Consider the following 16,524-nt stretch of genomic DNA (forward strand, 5'->3'; position numbering starts at 1 on the left):
ACAGAAGTGTCCGCCCTCCGCAGAGACTGCCACGTGCTTCACAGATCTGCTCAAACAGGCAGTCGCCAAGAAGCTCAGTGCTTCTCCTCGACCTTGTGCTCCGGAGCAGCGTGCTCGCCGCCTTCATGCTTCTCAGCACCTTCTGCATGCTCGGCGCCTTCGGCGTGCTCGCCACCTGCATGGTGACCGCCGTGGCCGTGCTGCTCGTGAAGCTTCTTCACCTCGTCCCAGGAATGCCGCTCGCAGGACACAGAGCAAAGGAAAAGCCCGGTAGCAGCGGCAGCGAAGAGCGTGGTCAATTTCATCCCGCCGCCGGATGTAGGTGCATCCCCCCGCAATGGCAAGCGGCAAGGATTCCCGAAAACAACCAAACGCCCACGCACCGAGGCCGCCATGGCAGCCGGGACTCCGGGATCCACCATCTCCCGTGTATTCCGTGCTTAGCCTCTGCCATCTCCCATTCGCCGCATCCGCCCGATTCGTGGTGCCTCTCCCCGGTCTTTTCCCGCGGTTCCCTGAAAATCAGCACCATCCGCGGCTCACTTATCCCTCCCGGGCCGCGCGAATTTCACCTCCCGCTCCTCTCCTTCCGCCAGCTCCGCCCGCCCAAACTGATCGTTCACCAAGCAGCCCGCCATCTGCCGGAACGCCACCTGGACCTTCCCGACCGGCGCTCCCTCCACCCGGAAACGGCCCTCCCCATCCGTCCAGAACTCCAAGCCATGGAAGGGGTAATCATCCCACCCGAATCCTTCCGTCTGGATAAACCCGCGTGCGAACCTCAGCGGCTCCGTCTTCGAATACTGCTCCAGTGCCCGGCCGAAGAGCACTCCCGTGCCCGCCAGCCGCAGCTCACCCACATCCAGATCCTTATCCGCCTTCACCACTAGCGGCAGCGCCAACGGTGTCGCGTTCTTGCCGCGGACCTTCAGCACGTAAGCTCCCGGTCGCAGATCCGCGATCACCAGCGGCTCCCCGCGCCGCAGCGAGGCTTCCACCAGCGCCAAGCGAAAGCGCGCCCCAAACGGGGCCGGCTTCTCCTCCCCACGGGCAGCCGCCTCCAAGCGCACTTCGAAAGGCCCCGCAGCCCGCTCCGGCACCACCAGCCGCGCGCTGAGCTTCCGCCCCGCAGGCAGCACGATCTTCCCACCATTCCAGCCGGAGCCTCCCTCGACCACCACTTGCTCCCAAGGCGCCGCACCCACCGCGCGGATGCCTAGCCAGTAGCGTCCCGATTCCTCGATGCTCTTCGGCCGGATCACGAAGCTTCCCGCCGCGTCCTTCACCTGCAGTTCCGTGCAATTGACCGCCGCGGGGCTGTCTCCCGGCCCACATCGCACCACGAATTCCGTGACCGGACTACCATCCGCAAAGGCCACCTGCCCGCGCAACTCCGGTAGCGGTGCGAGGCGGATCCAAGCGCCGGCGGACCGGATCGTTTCCTCGTGGAAGCTTCCCGGCGCATAGCCATCTTTGATCGCGGTCAATCGCCAGAGATTGCCTGGATCCCACTTCTTCAAGCCGCGCAGTACAAAGCTACCATCCTCTGCGCTCAGCGTTTCCTTGCCGTTGCCATCCGAGACTTTCGCTCCCGCCAGCGGATCATCATCCGCATCCCGCACGAAGCCGCGCACCGTCTCGCCAGCCTCCAGCTTCACCTCCACCGCATCGGCGAACTGCTGGCCACGAAGGGGCACATCCTTCACCGCGAAGTCCGCATGCTCCACCCTGAAGCTCACCTTTGCCACATCCGAAACTCCCGGCAGCTCGAAGCGGCCCTCCGCATCTGTTAGATGCACCCGCTTCTCATCCGGCACGTAGGTCGGGATCATCAGCTTCATCGCCATCACCTTCGCGCCTACTACCGGCTTGCCGTCCGCTGCGGAGATCACTTGTCCCCGCACCGTCACCCCGCGGGGAATCGTTCCCGTCACCGTCGCTTCGCCCGACTTCCGCACCGCCGTGCCGCCGCTGTCATAGCCGGCAATCACCTCGCGGTGATCCAGGCTGAAGGAAATCACACACGCCGCCGGTGCCTGCACCCGGATGCAGCCATCCTCACTCGGCAATACCTGTCCCTCCGGCGAAGCAAGCCTACCGCCCGCGTGGACCAGTGTGTAGGAATACCCGAAGCGATCGAAGGGCTTCCCATCCTGGTCTTTCACCTCGATCCGCAGCGGCGTCCAACCCGCCTCCTGCGCTCCGGAATCCGCAATCCCGAGCAGCAACATCAAGAGCAAGCAGACGGTCCTCATTCATAGAGGAAAACCACCACCGCCTGCGCTTGTCGCCGACTCACCGGTTCCCATTCGTCGGATTCGCCCGATTCGTGGTGCCTCCCTGCCTTCCTCTCACCCTAACCCCACCACGAAAAAGTCCCGGGCCAGCTCGCTGTCGTGCTCCAGCCGCCGCTCCGCCGGAGGGCGGAACCGGCAGCGCGGCACCGTCCCTTGGCGGCCGAAGGCCACCTCGAATCCCACATCCCACTGACGCCCACCGGGATTGGCCAGCCCACCGCAAATCAGCCAGCCCTCGGCCCGCCACTGATTGGCCCGGCCGCTGACCTCCAGCACGATGAAGCTGTCCACCCACATCGCATCATTCAGCAGCGGATCCCCCGCAGCTCTCAGCACCGGCTCCAGGAACCTTAGAATGCCGTAATAGGCCCCGCGCAGCTCTCCCGGGATCTCGGAGATCCTCGCAAAACGGGCGCTTTCCCCGAAGCTCTCCTGCAGCGCTGCAAGTGCCGCATTCGGATCAAGCCTCTCCACTTCGCTCCGAGGTTCGATGTTTCCTACTGCCGCACCCAGCGCGCGATGGCTGCCGCGGCGCGGTAGTGGGCTCCCGGGCCGCCGAGCTTTCCGGCGGTGGCCAGTAGCTTTTCCCGCGTTTCCTCGCGGTGGCTCTCATCGGTCAAAAACTTCAGCAGCGCCTGCTCCACGTGCAGGGGATCCGCCTCGGACTGGATGAATTCCTCCACCACCTTGCCGCCCGCCAGGATGTTCACCAAGCCGATGTAGTCCAGCTTCACCACCGCCTTCGCCACCATGTAGGTCGGCCACGCCACCTTGTACACCAGGCAGTAAGGTAGGCCGAAGTAGGCCGCCTCCAGCGTCGCTGTGCCGCTCGCCACCACCCCGCAGGTCGCCCGCTGCATCAACTCGTGCGCGCCCCCGTCCCGCACCGTCACTGCGAAATCCATCTTCGCCTGCTCCACCAGCTCGCGCATCCGCAAGGTCAGCTTCGGCGAGGCCCCGCAGCACTCGAATTTCGTCTCCGGCCGCTTGTGGGCCAGGCGCTTGGCCGCCTCCAGCATCATCGGGAAGAGCCGCGCGACCTCGCGCTCCCGGCTTCCGGGCAGCAAGGCGACCAGATTTTCCTCCCGCGACTCATCGCTCCGCTCCTCCTCCAGCTCATCCACCAGCGGATGCCCGACAAAGGTGGTCCGCAGTCCCGCGCCCTCGAAGATCGGCTTCTCGAAGGGGAAGAGGCAGAGCATCTCATCCAGCACCTTCGCCATTTTCGGCAGCCGGCCCTTGTTCCAGGCCCAGACCTGCGGGCTGATGTAGTAAATGATTCTGGTCTCCGGCAGCGCCTCCCGCACCGCCGTGGCAAAGCGCAGGTTGAAGCCGGGGTAGTCGATCAGCACTAGGATCTTCGGCTTCAGCGCCTTGATCTCCGCGAGCATCTCCGCGAAGCGTTCCTTGAACCAGCCGTAGCGCTTCAGCACCTCCCAGAGGCCCATCACCGCGGCGTCCTCGACCCAGTCCCGCAGTCCCGGGCCTGCCACCTCGCGCATTTCCGGGCCGCCGGCGCCGTGGATTTCCAGCTCAGGGTGAATGTCCTTCAGCGCCCGCAGCATCCCCGCGCCATGCGTATCGCCGCTTACTTCTCCGGCGATGACATACAGCGAAACGGCCATGTGCCGCGCACCCTAGGGGCAAGACCTTCAGGCTGAGAAGTGGGAACTTCCACAAAAAGGCAGAGTGCCAGGTGATCCGTGAGCAGTGATCGGTGGAAAAACCAAAATCCCGCGCCACCTTTCCCTCCTTCCCGGCCTGCTCTTCCTGCCTTTCACGGATCACTGCTCACTGATCACCCGGCACCTGCCTTTTCCCGCTTGCCGCCCTTGGATTCCCGCTCCTTAATCCCCGCCCGCCCACAAAACGCGGCACGCACCCGGCTTTCACATGGCTGAAGATTCCCAAGACCTTTCGACGTCGCGACCGCTCGCGGAAATCTCGCACGGCCCTTCCGGCTTTGAGGCATTCCTGGACCGGAATACCAAGGGCCTCGTCGTCGCCGCCATCCTCATGGCGCTCGCCGGCGGTGGCGTGATCGTTTACCGCGGCTTGCAGGAAGCCGCCCGCGAGGAGGCTGGTGCCGATCTCGGCAAGGCCGCCACTGCGGATGAGCTCAAGACGGTGATCACCAAGCATCCGGACAGCCCGGCCGCTGGTAGCGCCCGCATGCTGCTCTCCGACAAGCAGTGGGCCGACCAGGATCAGGACGCTGCGATCCAGACCCTGCGCGATTTCCTTAGCAAGGAGCCGGAGCATCCCGCGATTCCTTCCGCCAAGGCCGCCCTCGCTTCCCGCCTGATCCAGCAGGGCAAGGGCTCCGATGCCGAGTCGCTGCTCAAGGAGCTGATCGATAGCCCGAAGGCCCGCTACCTGGCCCCCTACGCGCTGCTGGCGCTCGGCGATCTGGCCAAGACGGCCGGCAAGGCCGATGAGGCGGACGAGTACTACAAGAAGATCCAGGAAGGCTACCCGCAGAGCCCCTTCAACAATTACGCCGGGGTGCACCGCAAGCTGGTGCGCTTCAAGATGCCGACCGAGATCGACGCACCGCCGGCGACCACCCCGCCCGGTGCTCCCGGAGCTGGCGCCGGCACCCTTAATATCCCGGGTGCTGACAAGCCGGATGCTCCCCCTCCCGCAGGGGAGGGCGCTGGCAGCCCGATGCTGGATATCCTGAAGGGCGGCAACCCCGTCCCGGCCGCTCCGGTCGAGGAAGATCCGAAGGACGCACCGAAGCCGCAGGAAGCACCGCCTGCCCCGCCCGTGGCCCCGCCGCCGGCGGAGTCTCAGCCGCAGCAAGCCCCGCCTCCCTGAGAGGCCCGCGGGGAAGGGGATTCCCCGCAGAAATGCCCGCCCGTGAGGGGGGAATCCAATTGACTTTCAATCAAACTTTAAGCCTATTCCACCAGTCGCTATGAGCAATAGTTTCGGATTTCGCAAGTACACCGGCAACAAGCCGGAAGAGACGCCCGCCGCTCCCACTCCTGCTGCCGCCCCGGCTCCGGCCCCGGCGTATGCCGCTCCTGCTGCCCCGCAGCAGAGCTACGTGGAGCCTGCCGCCGCCTCCGCACCCGTGACCCCAGCCGCCGCGGCCGCCCCGCAGCGCGCCGTCGGTCCGTCCCGCAACGTCCTGAGCTCGGACGTGGAGATCAAGGGCACGGTCAAGTTCACCAATGACCTCGTGGTCGATGGCCGCATCGAGGGCGAGATCCAGTCCGATGGCAACCTGACCGTCGGCGAGAACGCCCGCCTGAAGGCCGAGATCAAGACCGGCACCGTGGTCGTTTACGGCAAGGTCCACGGCAACATCATCGCCGCTGACAAGGTCGAGCTCAAGGCCAGCGCCGAAGTCGTCGGCGACATCAAGGCCAAGACCTTGACCATGGAAGCTGGAGCGATCTTCGTCGGTAAGTCCGCAATCGGCACCCCGAGCACTCCGGCCGGCTCCAGCACGCCCGCTGCCAAGCCCGCCGCCGCTGCTCCTGCCCAGGCCGCCAAGCCCGCCGAGACCAAGAGCGAGCCAAAGGCCGAGCAGCCGAACCTGAGCGGGGTGAACCCGTAAGATTCGGGGCCCGCGACACCTGATTTTTCCCAGCCCGCCCCGGTTCGCCGGAGGCGGGCTTTTTCGTGCCCGGAAGGAAGGGGGGCTTGGGGGTAAAAGGGGGATTTTTGGGGGGAAGTGGAGGGTGCATTGAGGAGAGGGGAGGGTGAGGGCAGGGCTGCTTGGATCGGGCGGTGGGGGTGGATACGCGTTTCACTTCGAGGGCCGATCTTGGGGGAGCCGGCGGGTGAGGCGTCACGGGCGGAAGTTGGGGTTGCACGCACCTGATTTAGGTTCAGGTGCGCCTACCGCGTTGACCCTTGGGGTTGGGATTCCTAGGGTGCGCGCCTCCCCTCGGGCGACGCATCCCTGCATGTTCGAACAAGCCTTCAAAAACATCGACGACGCCCTGCGCAAGGACGCCGGTTGCACCACGGAGCTCGACTACACCGAGCAGACTTCCTGGCTACTATTCCTCAAGTACTTGGATGCGCTTGAGAAGGAGCGCGAGGTGGAGGCCAGCCTGAGCGGCAAGAAGTATTCCTTCATCATCGACTTCCCCTATCGCTGGGAGACTTGGGCCGCGCCGAAGGACAAGGCCGGGAACTTCGATCACAACCGCGCGATCACCGGGGATGACTTGCTGCAGTTCGTCAATGGCCAGCTCTTTCCCTATCTGCAAGGATTCAAGGTGAAGGCCGCGGGGCCGAATACCATCGAATACAAGATCGGGGAGATCTTCGGTGAGATCAAGAACCGGGTCCAGAGCGGCTACACCTTGCGCGATGTCATCGAGCATGTGGATGAACTGCGCTTCGGCACGCAGACGGAAAAGCATGAGCTCTCGCACCTCTACGAGGCGAAGATCCGGAACATGGGCAACGCCGGACGCAATGGCGGTGAATACTACACGCCGCGCCCGTTGATCCGCGCGATGATCAAGGTGCTGAACCCGCAGATCGGTGAGACCATCTACGATGGCGCGGTGGGCTCCGCCGGCTTCCTCTGCGAGGCTTACGAATACCTGCTGCGGGAGAACCCGAAGCGCAGCACCGCGCAGGACCGCATCCTCCAGCAGCACACCTTCCACGGGAAGGAGAAGAAGTCCCTCGCCTACGTGATCGCGATCATGAACATGATCCTGCACGGGATCGAGGCTCCGAACATCATCCACTCGAACACGCTCACGGAGAATCTCGCGGACATCCAGGCGAAGGACCAGTTCGACATCGTCCTCGCCAATCCGCCCTTCGGCGGCAAGGAGCGCCCGGAGGTGCAGCAGAACTTCCCGATCCGCACCGGCGAGACCGCTTCCCTTTTCCTCCAGCACTTCATCCGTATCTTGAAGGCCGGTGGGCGGGCTGCCATTGTGATCAAGAATACCTTTCTCTCGAATACCGACAATGCCTCGGTGGCGTTAAGGAAGAAGCTTCTGACCGAGTGTAATTTGCACACGGTCCTCGATTGTCCACAAGGCACCTTTCAAGGAGCGGGTGTGAAGACGGTGGTGCTTTTCTTCGAGAAAGGTTCTCCGACGCGAAAGGTATGGTACTTCCAACTCGATCCCGGGCGAAGCTTGGGAAAGACGAATCCCCTAAACGACGTGGACTTGGAGGAGTTTGTGGGGTTGCAGAAGGGCTTCGCGGATTCGGACAAAAGTTGGAGCTTGGATGTCTCCGCAATCGATCCGCGGACTTTCGATCTGTCTGCAAAGCATCCAGACGGTGGCGGCGATGTGTCTCATCGCAGTCCCCTGGAGATCATGGATGAGATTGTAGCGCTGGATGCTGATAGCGCGAAAGTTTTTCAAAACATTAAGGCGCTGCTGTGAATATGGAGTGGCGGACGAAACCATTTGAAGACTGCATCGAAGCGGTAAAATATACGCGGAAGATCCCGCGGGCAGATTTTCTTGGAGAAGGTTTGTATCCGGTTGTCTCCCAAGAGGCGGAGTTCGTCAACGGCTACTGGAATGACAAGAACGATGTATTTGAGATTTCAAGTCCTCTCATCATCTTCGGTGACCACACTCAAGTCATTAAATATGTGGACTTCGACTTTGTCCTTGGGGCGGACGGAGTGAAGATTCTGCAGCCCCGCGAATTTCTTCATCCGAGATTCTTCTTTTATCAGCTGCAGGCAGCCGATTTCCCTTCGCTTGGCTACGCGCGGCACTATCGTCTCCTTAAAGAGTTAGCGATTAGGTTTCCCGCGCCTTCCGAGCAGCAGCGCATCGTCGCCATACTCGACGAAGCCTTTGTGGCCATCGCCACCGCCAAAGCCAACGCTGAGAAGAATCTCTAGAATGCCCGAGCTCTCTTTGAAAGCCATCTTCAATCGATCTTTGGCGAACGCAAAGCGGGATGGCTGGATACCACAGTTGGTGAGCAGCTCATGCTTCAGAGGGGCTTCGATATCACGAAAAGTTTGCAAGGGGCTGGAACCGTTCCGGTAGTATCGAGTGGAGGCATCAAGAGCTATCATGATCAAGCTGCCGCGAAAGGTCCGGGTGTTGTGATCGGACGGAAGGGGACACTCGGAAAGGCGTTCTATTTGGATGTCGATTTCTGGCCTCACGATACCACGCTTTGGGTGAAGGATTTCAAGGAGAACAACCCCAAGCTAATCTATTACTTTTTTGTCGGGTTGGACGTGAAGCACCTGAATTCGGGAACCGCGAATCCAGCTTTGAACCGAAATCAGGTGCATCCAATCCGAGTTTCTTGGCCGCCCCGCCAATTGCAGGACGAGATTGTGAAGGGACTGGACGCACTAGCTGAAGCAACCGAACGTCTTGCCGCCATTTACACCCGCAAGCTCGCTGCCTTGGAAGAGCTGAAGAAATCCCTCCTCCACCAAGCCTTCAGCGGGGCGCTGTGAATCCATGAAACGTTCTTTTCGCAGCTCGGCCGCATTCGGAAAGAGGATCGAATTCTATGTGGTTGGCTTGATGCTCAAGGAGGGTTTGGATGTCTATCTGCCCTTGGTGGATGACGATGCCATTGATGCGGTAGTGAAGCGTCCGGACGGACGTTTTGTGGAGGTGCAGATCAAGGCCAGGTCCAAGGATTGCGCTTTCGGAGATGCCGCTCTGTTCGCCGCGATGACGCATGAAATCCGAGCGAATTACTGGTTCGTTTTCTATTCGGAGCGGATGGACACGATTTGGATAATGTCATCGTCCGAGTTCCTCGCGAACTCCCATCAAAACAAGAACGGGAAGAACGCCGGACTTCGCACGATTTGGTTCAACGGCAAGAATACGAAGGCTAACATCGAGCACGTCAAACCTCAGTTCCTGAAGTTCGTAGCCTCGAACTTTAGTCGAATCCGGGATGAGAATCCGGACGCGTAGTCCAATGAAATCGCTCTCCATCAAGAAGACTTCGGTCCATGCCTTTCTCCATGAAGGCAAGACCTCTTGAGCTGGATAGAAAGGGGAGAGTTCGTGAGCGGCAAACCCAAGGAAAGATGACGACGATCGACAAGCGGGACAGGGCGCGGGTGAAGAGGGTTGCCGTGGAGATCGCCGCCAAGCTTGGTCTGTCGGTCAGCCACGGAGATTTGAAAATCCTCAAGCCATCTCAAACTGACTGCGTTACGACCAATAGCAGAGGATGGGCCATTGAGATCGCGCGGCTAGGACGCGGTAAGCCCGATCTGGAAATCTGGATTGATCGCTTCACCGGACATGCCGAACGAAAGCTCTATGCCTGCTTCTACAGCACGAAGCTGGATCAGATCGAAGCTCTCGCCAAACAAGCTCCCAAGGCCTGGAGGATCCGCAAGCTAGATGACGAGGATCTATCGGAAGGCAAGTTCTACGCCATGCGCCGCAGGCTGCCCGCCAAGGATTTCAATCGTCCTCTGCTTGAACTCTATGCCGACGAGGGGCATCACTTCTTCGGGTTTTACGATCCAACTGAAGATGAGGACGAATCCACGGAACAAGGTTTCTGCAACAGCGCGGTGGAGTTCTTCCGGGATGTTTTGAGGAAGCATCCCTCCGATCATTCCGAGGCGCGGGATTACCCGAGGATCGAGAGGAGACTGCTGAAGAAACATCTCCTCCACGAGCGGGACAGCTATCTGGCGGAGGAGTGCAAACGCCGCGACAAGTACCGCTGCCAAGTATGCCGGATGGCGTTTGCCGAGCATTACGGTGCCGAATTGGGAGCTGGCTTCGCGGAAGCGCATCACCGGCGAGCACTGAAGGATCTTCCCGATATCGTGGAGACAGTATTGGAGGATCTCATCACCGTTTGCGCCAATTGCCACCGGATGCTGCATCGCATGGAAGGTCTCGAAGGGGACGTCGCGAGGCTCTCCAAGATTGTTGCTGCTAGCGCGAAGTCGCCCCGCAAGTCATCCAAGGCCTCAGCGAGGTAGCCTCCTTCAAAAAGAAACTGGATGTGTCGAAAAAATGGGGGAATTTCGATATATCGGGCCGATATGTCGATACCATCGACTTGCGCTCAGGACAGCCAGCTTGACTGAAAACTTGACTCATGCTTGACTGGTCGCGGTGGCCTACGAACCGCTATTCACGATTGGTCCGCAGTTGCTGAGACTGGTCGAGGCGGTAGGGGCCTTGCGCGAGCGGATCCAAGGCGCGGCGCTTGAGCCGTCGTGGATCCCGGCATTCGAGAAGGGTAGGGAGACCCGGGATGTCCATGCCTCGACCGCGACCGCGGAGGCCAAAAACTTTCCAAATCAGGAAGTTCCGCGCATTCGCAGGGATCTCCCCCCTTGACCCCCGCCCTGAGCTGTCATATTTATGGATCATGCCGAAAACGCAACAGGACATCCTAATGAAGCCGCGGACACTGCGTGCATTCGTTGGCGTCCGTGGCCGTGTGAAGGCTGCAGTGGCGGCTCAACCGCCCTCGATTTCCTTGTCCGATGCTCTGGCTCAAGTCCGGAAGCCCCGGAAGGGGACCGGAACCAAGTAATCGACTGGTCCAAGCAATGGGAGGCGGGCCGTCTCCTCGAGTGGGTCGAGAGTTGCGAGCATTCCCAGTGGTCGGAGTTCACTTTGCCGCGGCTGGACGAAGGGTCCGAGCATTTGGTGTTGTTCGATGAACAGACCAGCGAGGTCGTGAAGATCACGCTACCCGGGACCTATGGGGACTATTACGAAATCATCGAGGGACGGATCTATCAATTCGACAGCACTCCCAAGGAGTATCTGCTACGCATGGGCTGGTGGGAGAAGCTCTTTTCCGCGGCTCCCGATCCCTTGGGCGTGACGGACAAGGGACGGATTGTTTCGCGACAGCGGTTCATTCAAGGTGATCCGGATCCGCCCCAGGAAGAGGTCGATCAGTTTCTTCTCGATGCGGGGGCAGTGGCAGTCCGGCAGTCGTGCTGGCTGTGGAAAAAAGCGGATCACGAATCGGGAATCGAGATTTGGATCGGGGACGCCCGTTTGGACAATTTCGTGTTGGCGCGGGATGGGATGGTTCCCATCGATATCCGGATCTGGGGTGTGCCCATTCCTGCGGGGGAAGAGCAGGCGGGATGAAAAGGTGGTCTGGCCAAGCTGTTAGTGAAGCGGTAAAAGGCCGAAGTTCATTCCCCTAACTGACCGATGAACGAAGCCGAGACCCGCGCCGACCACATCGATCCTGCCCTGAAGGCGGCGGGCTGGGGTGTCGTCGAGGGGAGCCGGATCCGGCGGGAACATCTGATCACGCTGGGGCGGATCGAAGGGCAGGGGCGGCGTGGCAAGGCGCTCTCCGCTGACTATGTGCTGGAATACCGCAATACCAAGCTGGCGGTGCTTCCCGACGCCGGATGAGCTGTGGAATCTAACATTCGCGCAGCAGAATGCCTGGCGCGACCGCTTCGCGGCCGTACCGCTGGTGGAGAAGGGCAGCGGCTGGAGCGTGCGCTACTATCAGGAGATCGCGATCCAGCGGGTGCTGGAGCGGGTCGCGGATGCGGTGCCGCGGATCCTGCTGACGCTGGCGACGGGGACGGGCAAGACTTCGATCGCCTTTGAGATCGCGTGGAAGCTTTTCAAGGCGCGCTGGAACCTGAGCGGCGAGCCGAAGCGGCAGCCTCGGATCCTCTTTCTCGCGGACCGCAATAATCTGGCGAGCCAGGCGCTGCGGGACTTCACCAGCTTCGCGAGCTTCGAGGACAGCGCGCTGGTGCGGATTGAGCCGGGGGAGATCCAGAAGAAGGGCCGGGTGCCCAAGAATGGCAGCATCTTCTTCACAATCTTCCAGACCTTCATGTCGGGGCCGGGGGATACGCCATACTTCGGGGACTATCCGGAAGACTTCTTCGACCTGATCATCATCGACGAGTGCCATCGCGGCGGCGCGAATGATGAGAGTTCGTGGCGTGAGATCCTGGAATACTTCTCGCCGGCGGTGCAGCTCGGCCTGACGGCCACGCCGAAGCGGAAGGACAACGTGGACACCTATGCCTACTTCGGTGAGCCGGTCTTCATCTACTCCCTGAAGGACGGGATCAACGATGGCTTCCTGACGCCCTTCCGCGTGAAGCAGATCTCCACGACGCTGGATGAGTATATCTATACGCCGGGCGACCGGATTATGGAGGGCGATGTGGAGCTGGGGAAGCGCTACGAGGAAAAGGACTTCAACCGCACACTGGTGATCGATGAGCGGGGAGCGAAAGCGGGTGGACATCTTCATGGGGCAGATCAAGCAGAACGAGAAGACCCTCGTCTTCTGCGCGACCCAAGAGCACGCGGCGGCGGTCCGTGACTACATCAACCAAACGAAGCTCAGCAAGAACCCGGACTATTGCCACCGGGTGACGGCGAACGATGGGGCACTGGGGGAGGTCTATCTCCGCGACTTCCAGGATAACGAGAAGAGCATCCCGACGATCCTGACGACCTCGCAGAAGCTCTCGACCGGCGTGGATGCGCGGAACGTGCGGAACATCGTGCTGATGCGGCCGGTGAACTCGATGATCGAATTCAAGCAGATCATCGGCCGTGGCACCCGGCTCTACGACGGGAAGGACTACTTCACGATCTATGACTTCGTGAAGGCGCACCATCATTTCCAAGATCCGGAGTGGGACGGCGAGCCGGTGGTGGAGGAGGATTGCAAGAAGTGCGGGCAACGTCCCTGCGTGTGTGTGGTCACGCCGCCGAAGCCTTGCAAGGAATGTGGGATGCATCCATGCGAATGTCCCAAGGAGCCCTGCGAGGTTTGCGGCAAGCTGGACTGCGAATGCACGAAGCGGAAGCGGGCGAAGGTGAAGCTGGCCGATGGCAAGGAGCGGAGCATCCAGCACATGACGATGACCAGCTTCTGGCACCCGGACGGCACGCCGATGTCTGCGCAGCAGTTCATGGAGATGCTCTACGGCAAGCTGCCGGACTTCTTCGCCGATGAGGATGAGCTGAGGGAGCTATGGAGCGTGCCGGATACTCGGGCGAACTTGCTCCAGGGTTTGGAGGAGAAGGGCTTTGGTCGTGATCAACTGACAGAGATGCAAAAGATCATCGATGCGGAGAAGAGCGATCTCTTCGATGTGCTGGCGCACGTGGCCTATGCCTTGCCGCCGCTGACGCGTGAGGAGCGGGCGGTGAGGGCAAAGCTGCAGATCAGCAGCTTCTTCAACGACAAGCAGAGGATCTTCTTGGACTTTGTGCTCTCGCACTATGTCAGCGTGGGCGTGGACGAACTGGATCAGTCGAAACTCGCGCCGCTATTGCGGCTGAAGTATCACAATTCGATCAACGACGCGGTGGCCGATCTGGGAGCGGACATCGGGCAGGCGTTCTCGGGATTCCAGAGGTTCCTCTATGAGGAGGTGGCTTAGCGCCTGTAAATCAGTCATTACCACCTCCACAGTTGCCCGGGTCGGAAAGGCGTTCTAGGGTCCCGGCATGCCCGCCGCTGCCCTAGACCTGAAGGAAGCCATTCTCGCGCTGAAGAAGGAGCGCAATGCCGTGATCCTGGCGCACAATTACCAGACGGGGGATATCCAGGATCTGGCGGATTATGTGGGGGATTCGCTGGGGCTGGCCTATCACGCGAAGGAGACGGATGCGGATGTGATCGCCTTCTGCGGGGTGCACTTCATGGCGGAGACGGCGAAGATCGTGAACCCGGGGAAGATCGTGGTGCTGCCGGATGCGGATGCGGGTTGCTCGCTGGAGCAGAGTTGCCCGGGGCCGGAGTTGGAGGCCTTCCTGGAGGCGCACAAGGAGAAGAACTACTACGTCATCGCCTACATCAATTGCTCGGCGCACGTGAAGTCGCTGTGCGATGTGATCTGCACCTCGGGCAATGCGGTGAAGATCGTGAACAAGGCGCCGGCGGATCGGCCGATCCTCTTCGTGCCGGATGCGAATCTGGGCGCCTGGGTGATGGAGCAGACGGGGCGGAAGATGGATCTGTGGCAGGGCTCTTGCTATGTGCACGTGGAGTTCACGCGGAACTCGATCAACAAGATCAAGGAGGAGTATCCGGAGGCACTGGTGGTGGCTCACCCGGAGTGCACGCAGGCGGTCCGTCTGTTAGCCGATGAGGTGTGCTCGACGGAGAAGATGATCACCTTCTGCAAGAATGCGCCGGTGAAGGACATCATCGTGGTGACAGAGAGCGGCATGCTGCACCGGCTGCGGAAGGAGTGCCCGGATAAGAATTTGATCGCTGGGCCGACGGACCGCTGCGCGTGTGCGGATTGCCGCTACATGAAGATGAACACGCTGCAGAAGCTCCACGATTGCCTGGAGAAGCTGGAGCCGCGGGTGGAGATGGAGGAGGGGATGCGGAAGAAAGCGGAGGTGCCTCTTTTGCGGATGCTGGAGCAGTCGCGCTAGGCTGCCTGCCTGACCGGCTGGTCTCCGGTGTGGCGATGTTTGGAGGCGCTCTAACAGAGCCTCCGGTTTCTTGCTCCCCTCCGGTTCCGTGCCTAAGGGCTCACGCTGGGGGCTTTGGCTCCCCGACCGATGAAGCGAGGCAGGAGGCCTCGCGGTCCCAGGGGGCCTGGGTGCGGGGGCTTGTCAGAGCGCGGCGGCTGTTAGGGCGTCGTCATCCCGCGGGAACGAGGCTCTTCCGGCAGGGCGGGAGCATTGGCGATCGGCGATGGGGTTTTTTCGATCACGAATGTTCGGCAGCCGGAAGAACTCCGTTCCCGCGGGATGAGAGTCGGATCGCCGCGGATGGGGGGAGGGGAGGGAGGGGACTGAGCTGTTAGGCGGGCAAGGGCAGGGTGGCGCGGACGCGGTGGAGGCCGGCGAGGGCGGGCATGTGGCGCTCGGCGACGATGATGATGGGGAGGCAAAGAAGGAGGCAGAGGGCGGCCATGCCGGCGATGCCAAGCATCACGCGGGTGTCGTCGGTGACGGGGGCGGGGGCGGCTTCGGGAGGATCGATGTAGATGAGGGCGGGGAGGCTGGTGCTGGCGCTGCTGGGGCCGCTGGAGGCGGCTTCGCGGCAGTGCTGGCGGTAGGCCTCGGCGACGGCGAGGACGGTGCGGCGGGCTTCGTCGGCGCGGTCGCAGCGGGCATCGATCTGGATGAGATTGGCGGCGGGGCCGGGGGCGACGGTGACGCTGGACCAGAGGAGGTAGGAGGCCATGGGATTGCTGGCCTGGCCGGCGCGCTGGCCGAGGGCCTCCGCGGCGCGGGTCATGACGCCCTGGGACTTCAGCTCGAGCGGGGTGCTATCGCTGGGGATCTGGAGCAGGACCTTGCTGTGGTAGCTGGCGGGGGTGGCCCAGACGATGCCGGTGCCGACGAGCCAGAAGAGGAAGGGGATGCAGCCGAGCGCGGCAATGAGGGCTGTGCGCTGCGCGGTCAGCCAGTGGTTCTCCGGTGCTTGCGGCTGACGGTGCTGTCCCGCTTCGCCCGCAACCCGGCTTGCCGTTTTGTTAGAAACCATTTCACCCAGCTCAGACCATGATCATCGGGCTCGGTTCAAAAAATGCACAAAATACCCTTCAGGATTTCCGTTTATTTTGCAAAATTTAAATGAATGGGGGCGAAGCACGTGGGAATTTTTATTAGAATAGGTTAAGGAGATCCGCTGCGGGTCGCGAGCTAAAGGGATTTGGGGCGCTTGCGGATGGCTTCAGAGGCGGGAGTGCGGGGAGAGGGGCGGGAGCGCGATGAAGATTTCGATTTTCCACCTCTGAATTCCTTGACACCCCCGGTCTGCTTAGGCTTGCTTCCCCCCCGCCCGCGCCGCAAGGCAAAGGGCGGAAGCCACCAGGCAAAAGCACCCATAGCTCAATTGGATAGAGCGTCTGACTACGGATCAGAAGGTTAGGAGTTCGAGTCTCTTTGGGTGTGCCACTTTCAAGGCCCCGCAAGTCCCTGACTTGCGGGGCTTTTTGTTGCCCGGGTGCAGGCATTCGAGATCCGCAGTGAGGCACGGGAATGCGGATTCTTGCCTGTTCTATTGCACCGTCCGTTGCGCGGAACTTTCGGGCTCGCGCGTTGGGCGAGGCATTCTCGACCTGCGCTTCCAATCGACGCAGCCAAGCATCGCGACAAGCACCGGTGGCGCGCCCTTCACGGTGACCATCATCGACCCCTACACGGGCTTCCTGCGCATCCCCGCTGAGCGCTGAGTGCGCCGCGATCGCGCCGCGGCCCAAGGAGGCGATGTGAAAGAGGGAGGTCCGGCTCTTGCTTTCGGGCCGTTTTCACCGCGCCCCTCCCGGAAACCTATTCATTCA

At 61.4% G+C, this 16,524-nt stretch carries 15 protein-coding genes, 1 tRNA gene and 1 pseudogene; 12 read left to right on the forward strand and 5 right to left on the reverse strand.

The annotated features are described in order from the left end of the window. Positions 1-74: 74 nt before the first annotated feature. From BV071_RS26770 to lpxB, 4 genes are all read right to left on the reverse strand, one after another. A complete protein-coding gene (locus BV071_RS26770) occupies positions 75-305 on the reverse strand; it encodes a hypothetical protein (RefSeq protein WP_035613934.1) in 231 nt (76 codons plus the stop codon). A 234-nt stretch (positions 306-539) separates the two neighbouring features. Beyond that, entirely contained in the window at positions 540-2,255 is a 1,716-nt protein-coding gene (locus BV071_RS26775; RefSeq protein WP_265594944.1) for a carboxypeptidase-like regulatory domain-containing protein, read from the reverse strand. Between the two features lie 96 nt (positions 2,256-2,351). Further along, positions 2,352-2,771 (reverse strand): hypothetical protein, encoded by a 420-nt coding sequence (locus BV071_RS26780; RefSeq protein WP_035613939.1) that lies wholly within the window; start codon positions 2,769-2,771, stop codon positions 2,352-2,354. 23 nt (positions 2,772-2,794) lie between these two features. After that, entirely contained in the window at positions 2,795-3,922 is a 1,128-nt protein-coding gene (lpxB, locus tag BV071_RS26785; protein WP_035613941.1) for a lipid-A-disaccharide synthase, read from the reverse strand. Positions 3,923-4,190: 268 nt separating this feature from the next. Between lpxB and BV071_RS26790 the strand changes: the two genes are divergently transcribed. From BV071_RS26790 to nadA, 10 genes and pseudogenes are all read left to right on the forward strand, one after another. Beyond that, positions 4,191-5,117 carry a tetratricopeptide repeat protein gene (locus BV071_RS26790; RefSeq protein WP_035613944.1) on the forward strand — a complete coding sequence of 309 codons (927 nt, stop codon included), beginning with the start codon at positions 4,191-4,193 and terminating at the stop codon, positions 5,115-5,117. A 100-nt stretch (positions 5,118-5,217) separates the two neighbouring features. Further along, positions 5,218-5,865 (forward strand): polymer-forming cytoskeletal protein, encoded by a 648-nt coding sequence (locus BV071_RS34485; RefSeq protein ID WP_075091011.1) that lies wholly within the window; start codon positions 5,218-5,220, stop codon positions 5,863-5,865. Positions 5,866-6,217: 352 nt separating this feature from the next. Further along, positions 6,218-7,675, forward strand: a complete 1,458-nt coding sequence (locus BV071_RS26800) for a type I restriction-modification system subunit M (RefSeq protein WP_035613947.1) — start codon at positions 6,218-6,220, stop codon at positions 7,673-7,675. Between the two features lie 2 nt (positions 7,676-7,677). Next, complete coding sequence (locus BV071_RS26805; protein ID WP_052573924.1) at positions 7,678-8,148, forward strand: restriction endonuclease subunit S; 471 nt, start codon at positions 7,678-7,680, stop codon at positions 8,146-8,148. Positions 8,149-8,238: 90 nt separating this feature from the next. Continuing rightward, positions 8,239-8,724: a restriction endonuclease subunit S gene (locus BV071_RS26810; RefSeq protein ID WP_052573925.1), complete on the forward strand. Its 486-nt coding sequence runs from the start codon at positions 8,239-8,241 to the stop codon at positions 8,722-8,724. 4 nt (positions 8,725-8,728) lie between these two features. Further along, the gene (locus tag BV071_RS26815) at positions 8,729-9,199 is read left to right on the forward strand and encodes a hypothetical protein (RefSeq protein WP_035613950.1); all 471 of its coding nucleotides are present in this window, start codon (positions 8,729-8,731) and stop codon (positions 9,197-9,199) included. 164 nt (positions 9,200-9,363) lie between these two features. Then, positions 9,364-10,233, forward strand: a complete 870-nt coding sequence (locus tag BV071_RS33750; protein ID WP_265594945.1) for an HNH endonuclease — start codon at positions 9,364-9,366, stop codon at positions 10,231-10,233. 682 nt (positions 10,234-10,915) lie between these two features. Continuing rightward, positions 10,916-11,368, forward strand: a complete 453-nt coding sequence (locus BV071_RS26830; RefSeq protein WP_265594946.1) for a hypothetical protein — start codon at positions 10,916-10,918, stop codon at positions 11,366-11,368. Positions 11,369-11,434: 66 nt separating this feature from the next. Continuing rightward, positions 11,435-13,656, forward strand: a pseudogene (locus tag BV071_RS36170) (DEAD/DEAH box helicase family protein). A 67-nt stretch (positions 13,657-13,723) separates the two neighbouring features. After that, positions 13,724-14,662, forward strand: coding sequence for a quinolinate synthase NadA (nadA, locus tag BV071_RS26840; RefSeq protein WP_035613961.1), 939 nt, complete (start codon positions 13,724-13,726; stop codon positions 14,660-14,662). A 373-nt stretch (positions 14,663-15,035) separates the two neighbouring features. Here nadA and BV071_RS26845 read toward each other — a convergent pair whose 3' ends face one another. Beyond that, entirely contained in the window at positions 15,036-15,725 is a 690-nt protein-coding gene (locus BV071_RS26845) for a hypothetical protein (RefSeq protein ID WP_035613964.1), read from the reverse strand. Between the two features lie 336 nt (positions 15,726-16,061). On the opposite strand from BV071_RS26845, the gene BV071_RS26850 reads away from it, so the two are divergent. Together BV071_RS26850 and BV071_RS26855 are read left to right on the forward strand one after the other, a co-directional pair. Continuing rightward, positions 16,062-16,138: transfer RNA gene (locus BV071_RS26850), tRNA-Arg, on the forward strand. 71 nt (positions 16,139-16,209) lie between these two features. Next, on the forward strand, positions 16,210-16,416 hold the full coding sequence (locus tag BV071_RS26855) for a hypothetical protein (RefSeq protein WP_035613967.1): 207 nt from the start codon (positions 16,210-16,212) through the stop codon (positions 16,414-16,416). Positions 16,417-16,524 lie beyond the last annotated feature (108 nt).

The organism is Haloferula sp. BvORR071, from assembly GCF_000739615.1.
Classification (GTDB): Bacteria; Verrucomicrobiota; Verrucomicrobiia; order Verrucomicrobiales; family Akkermansiaceae; genus Haloferula.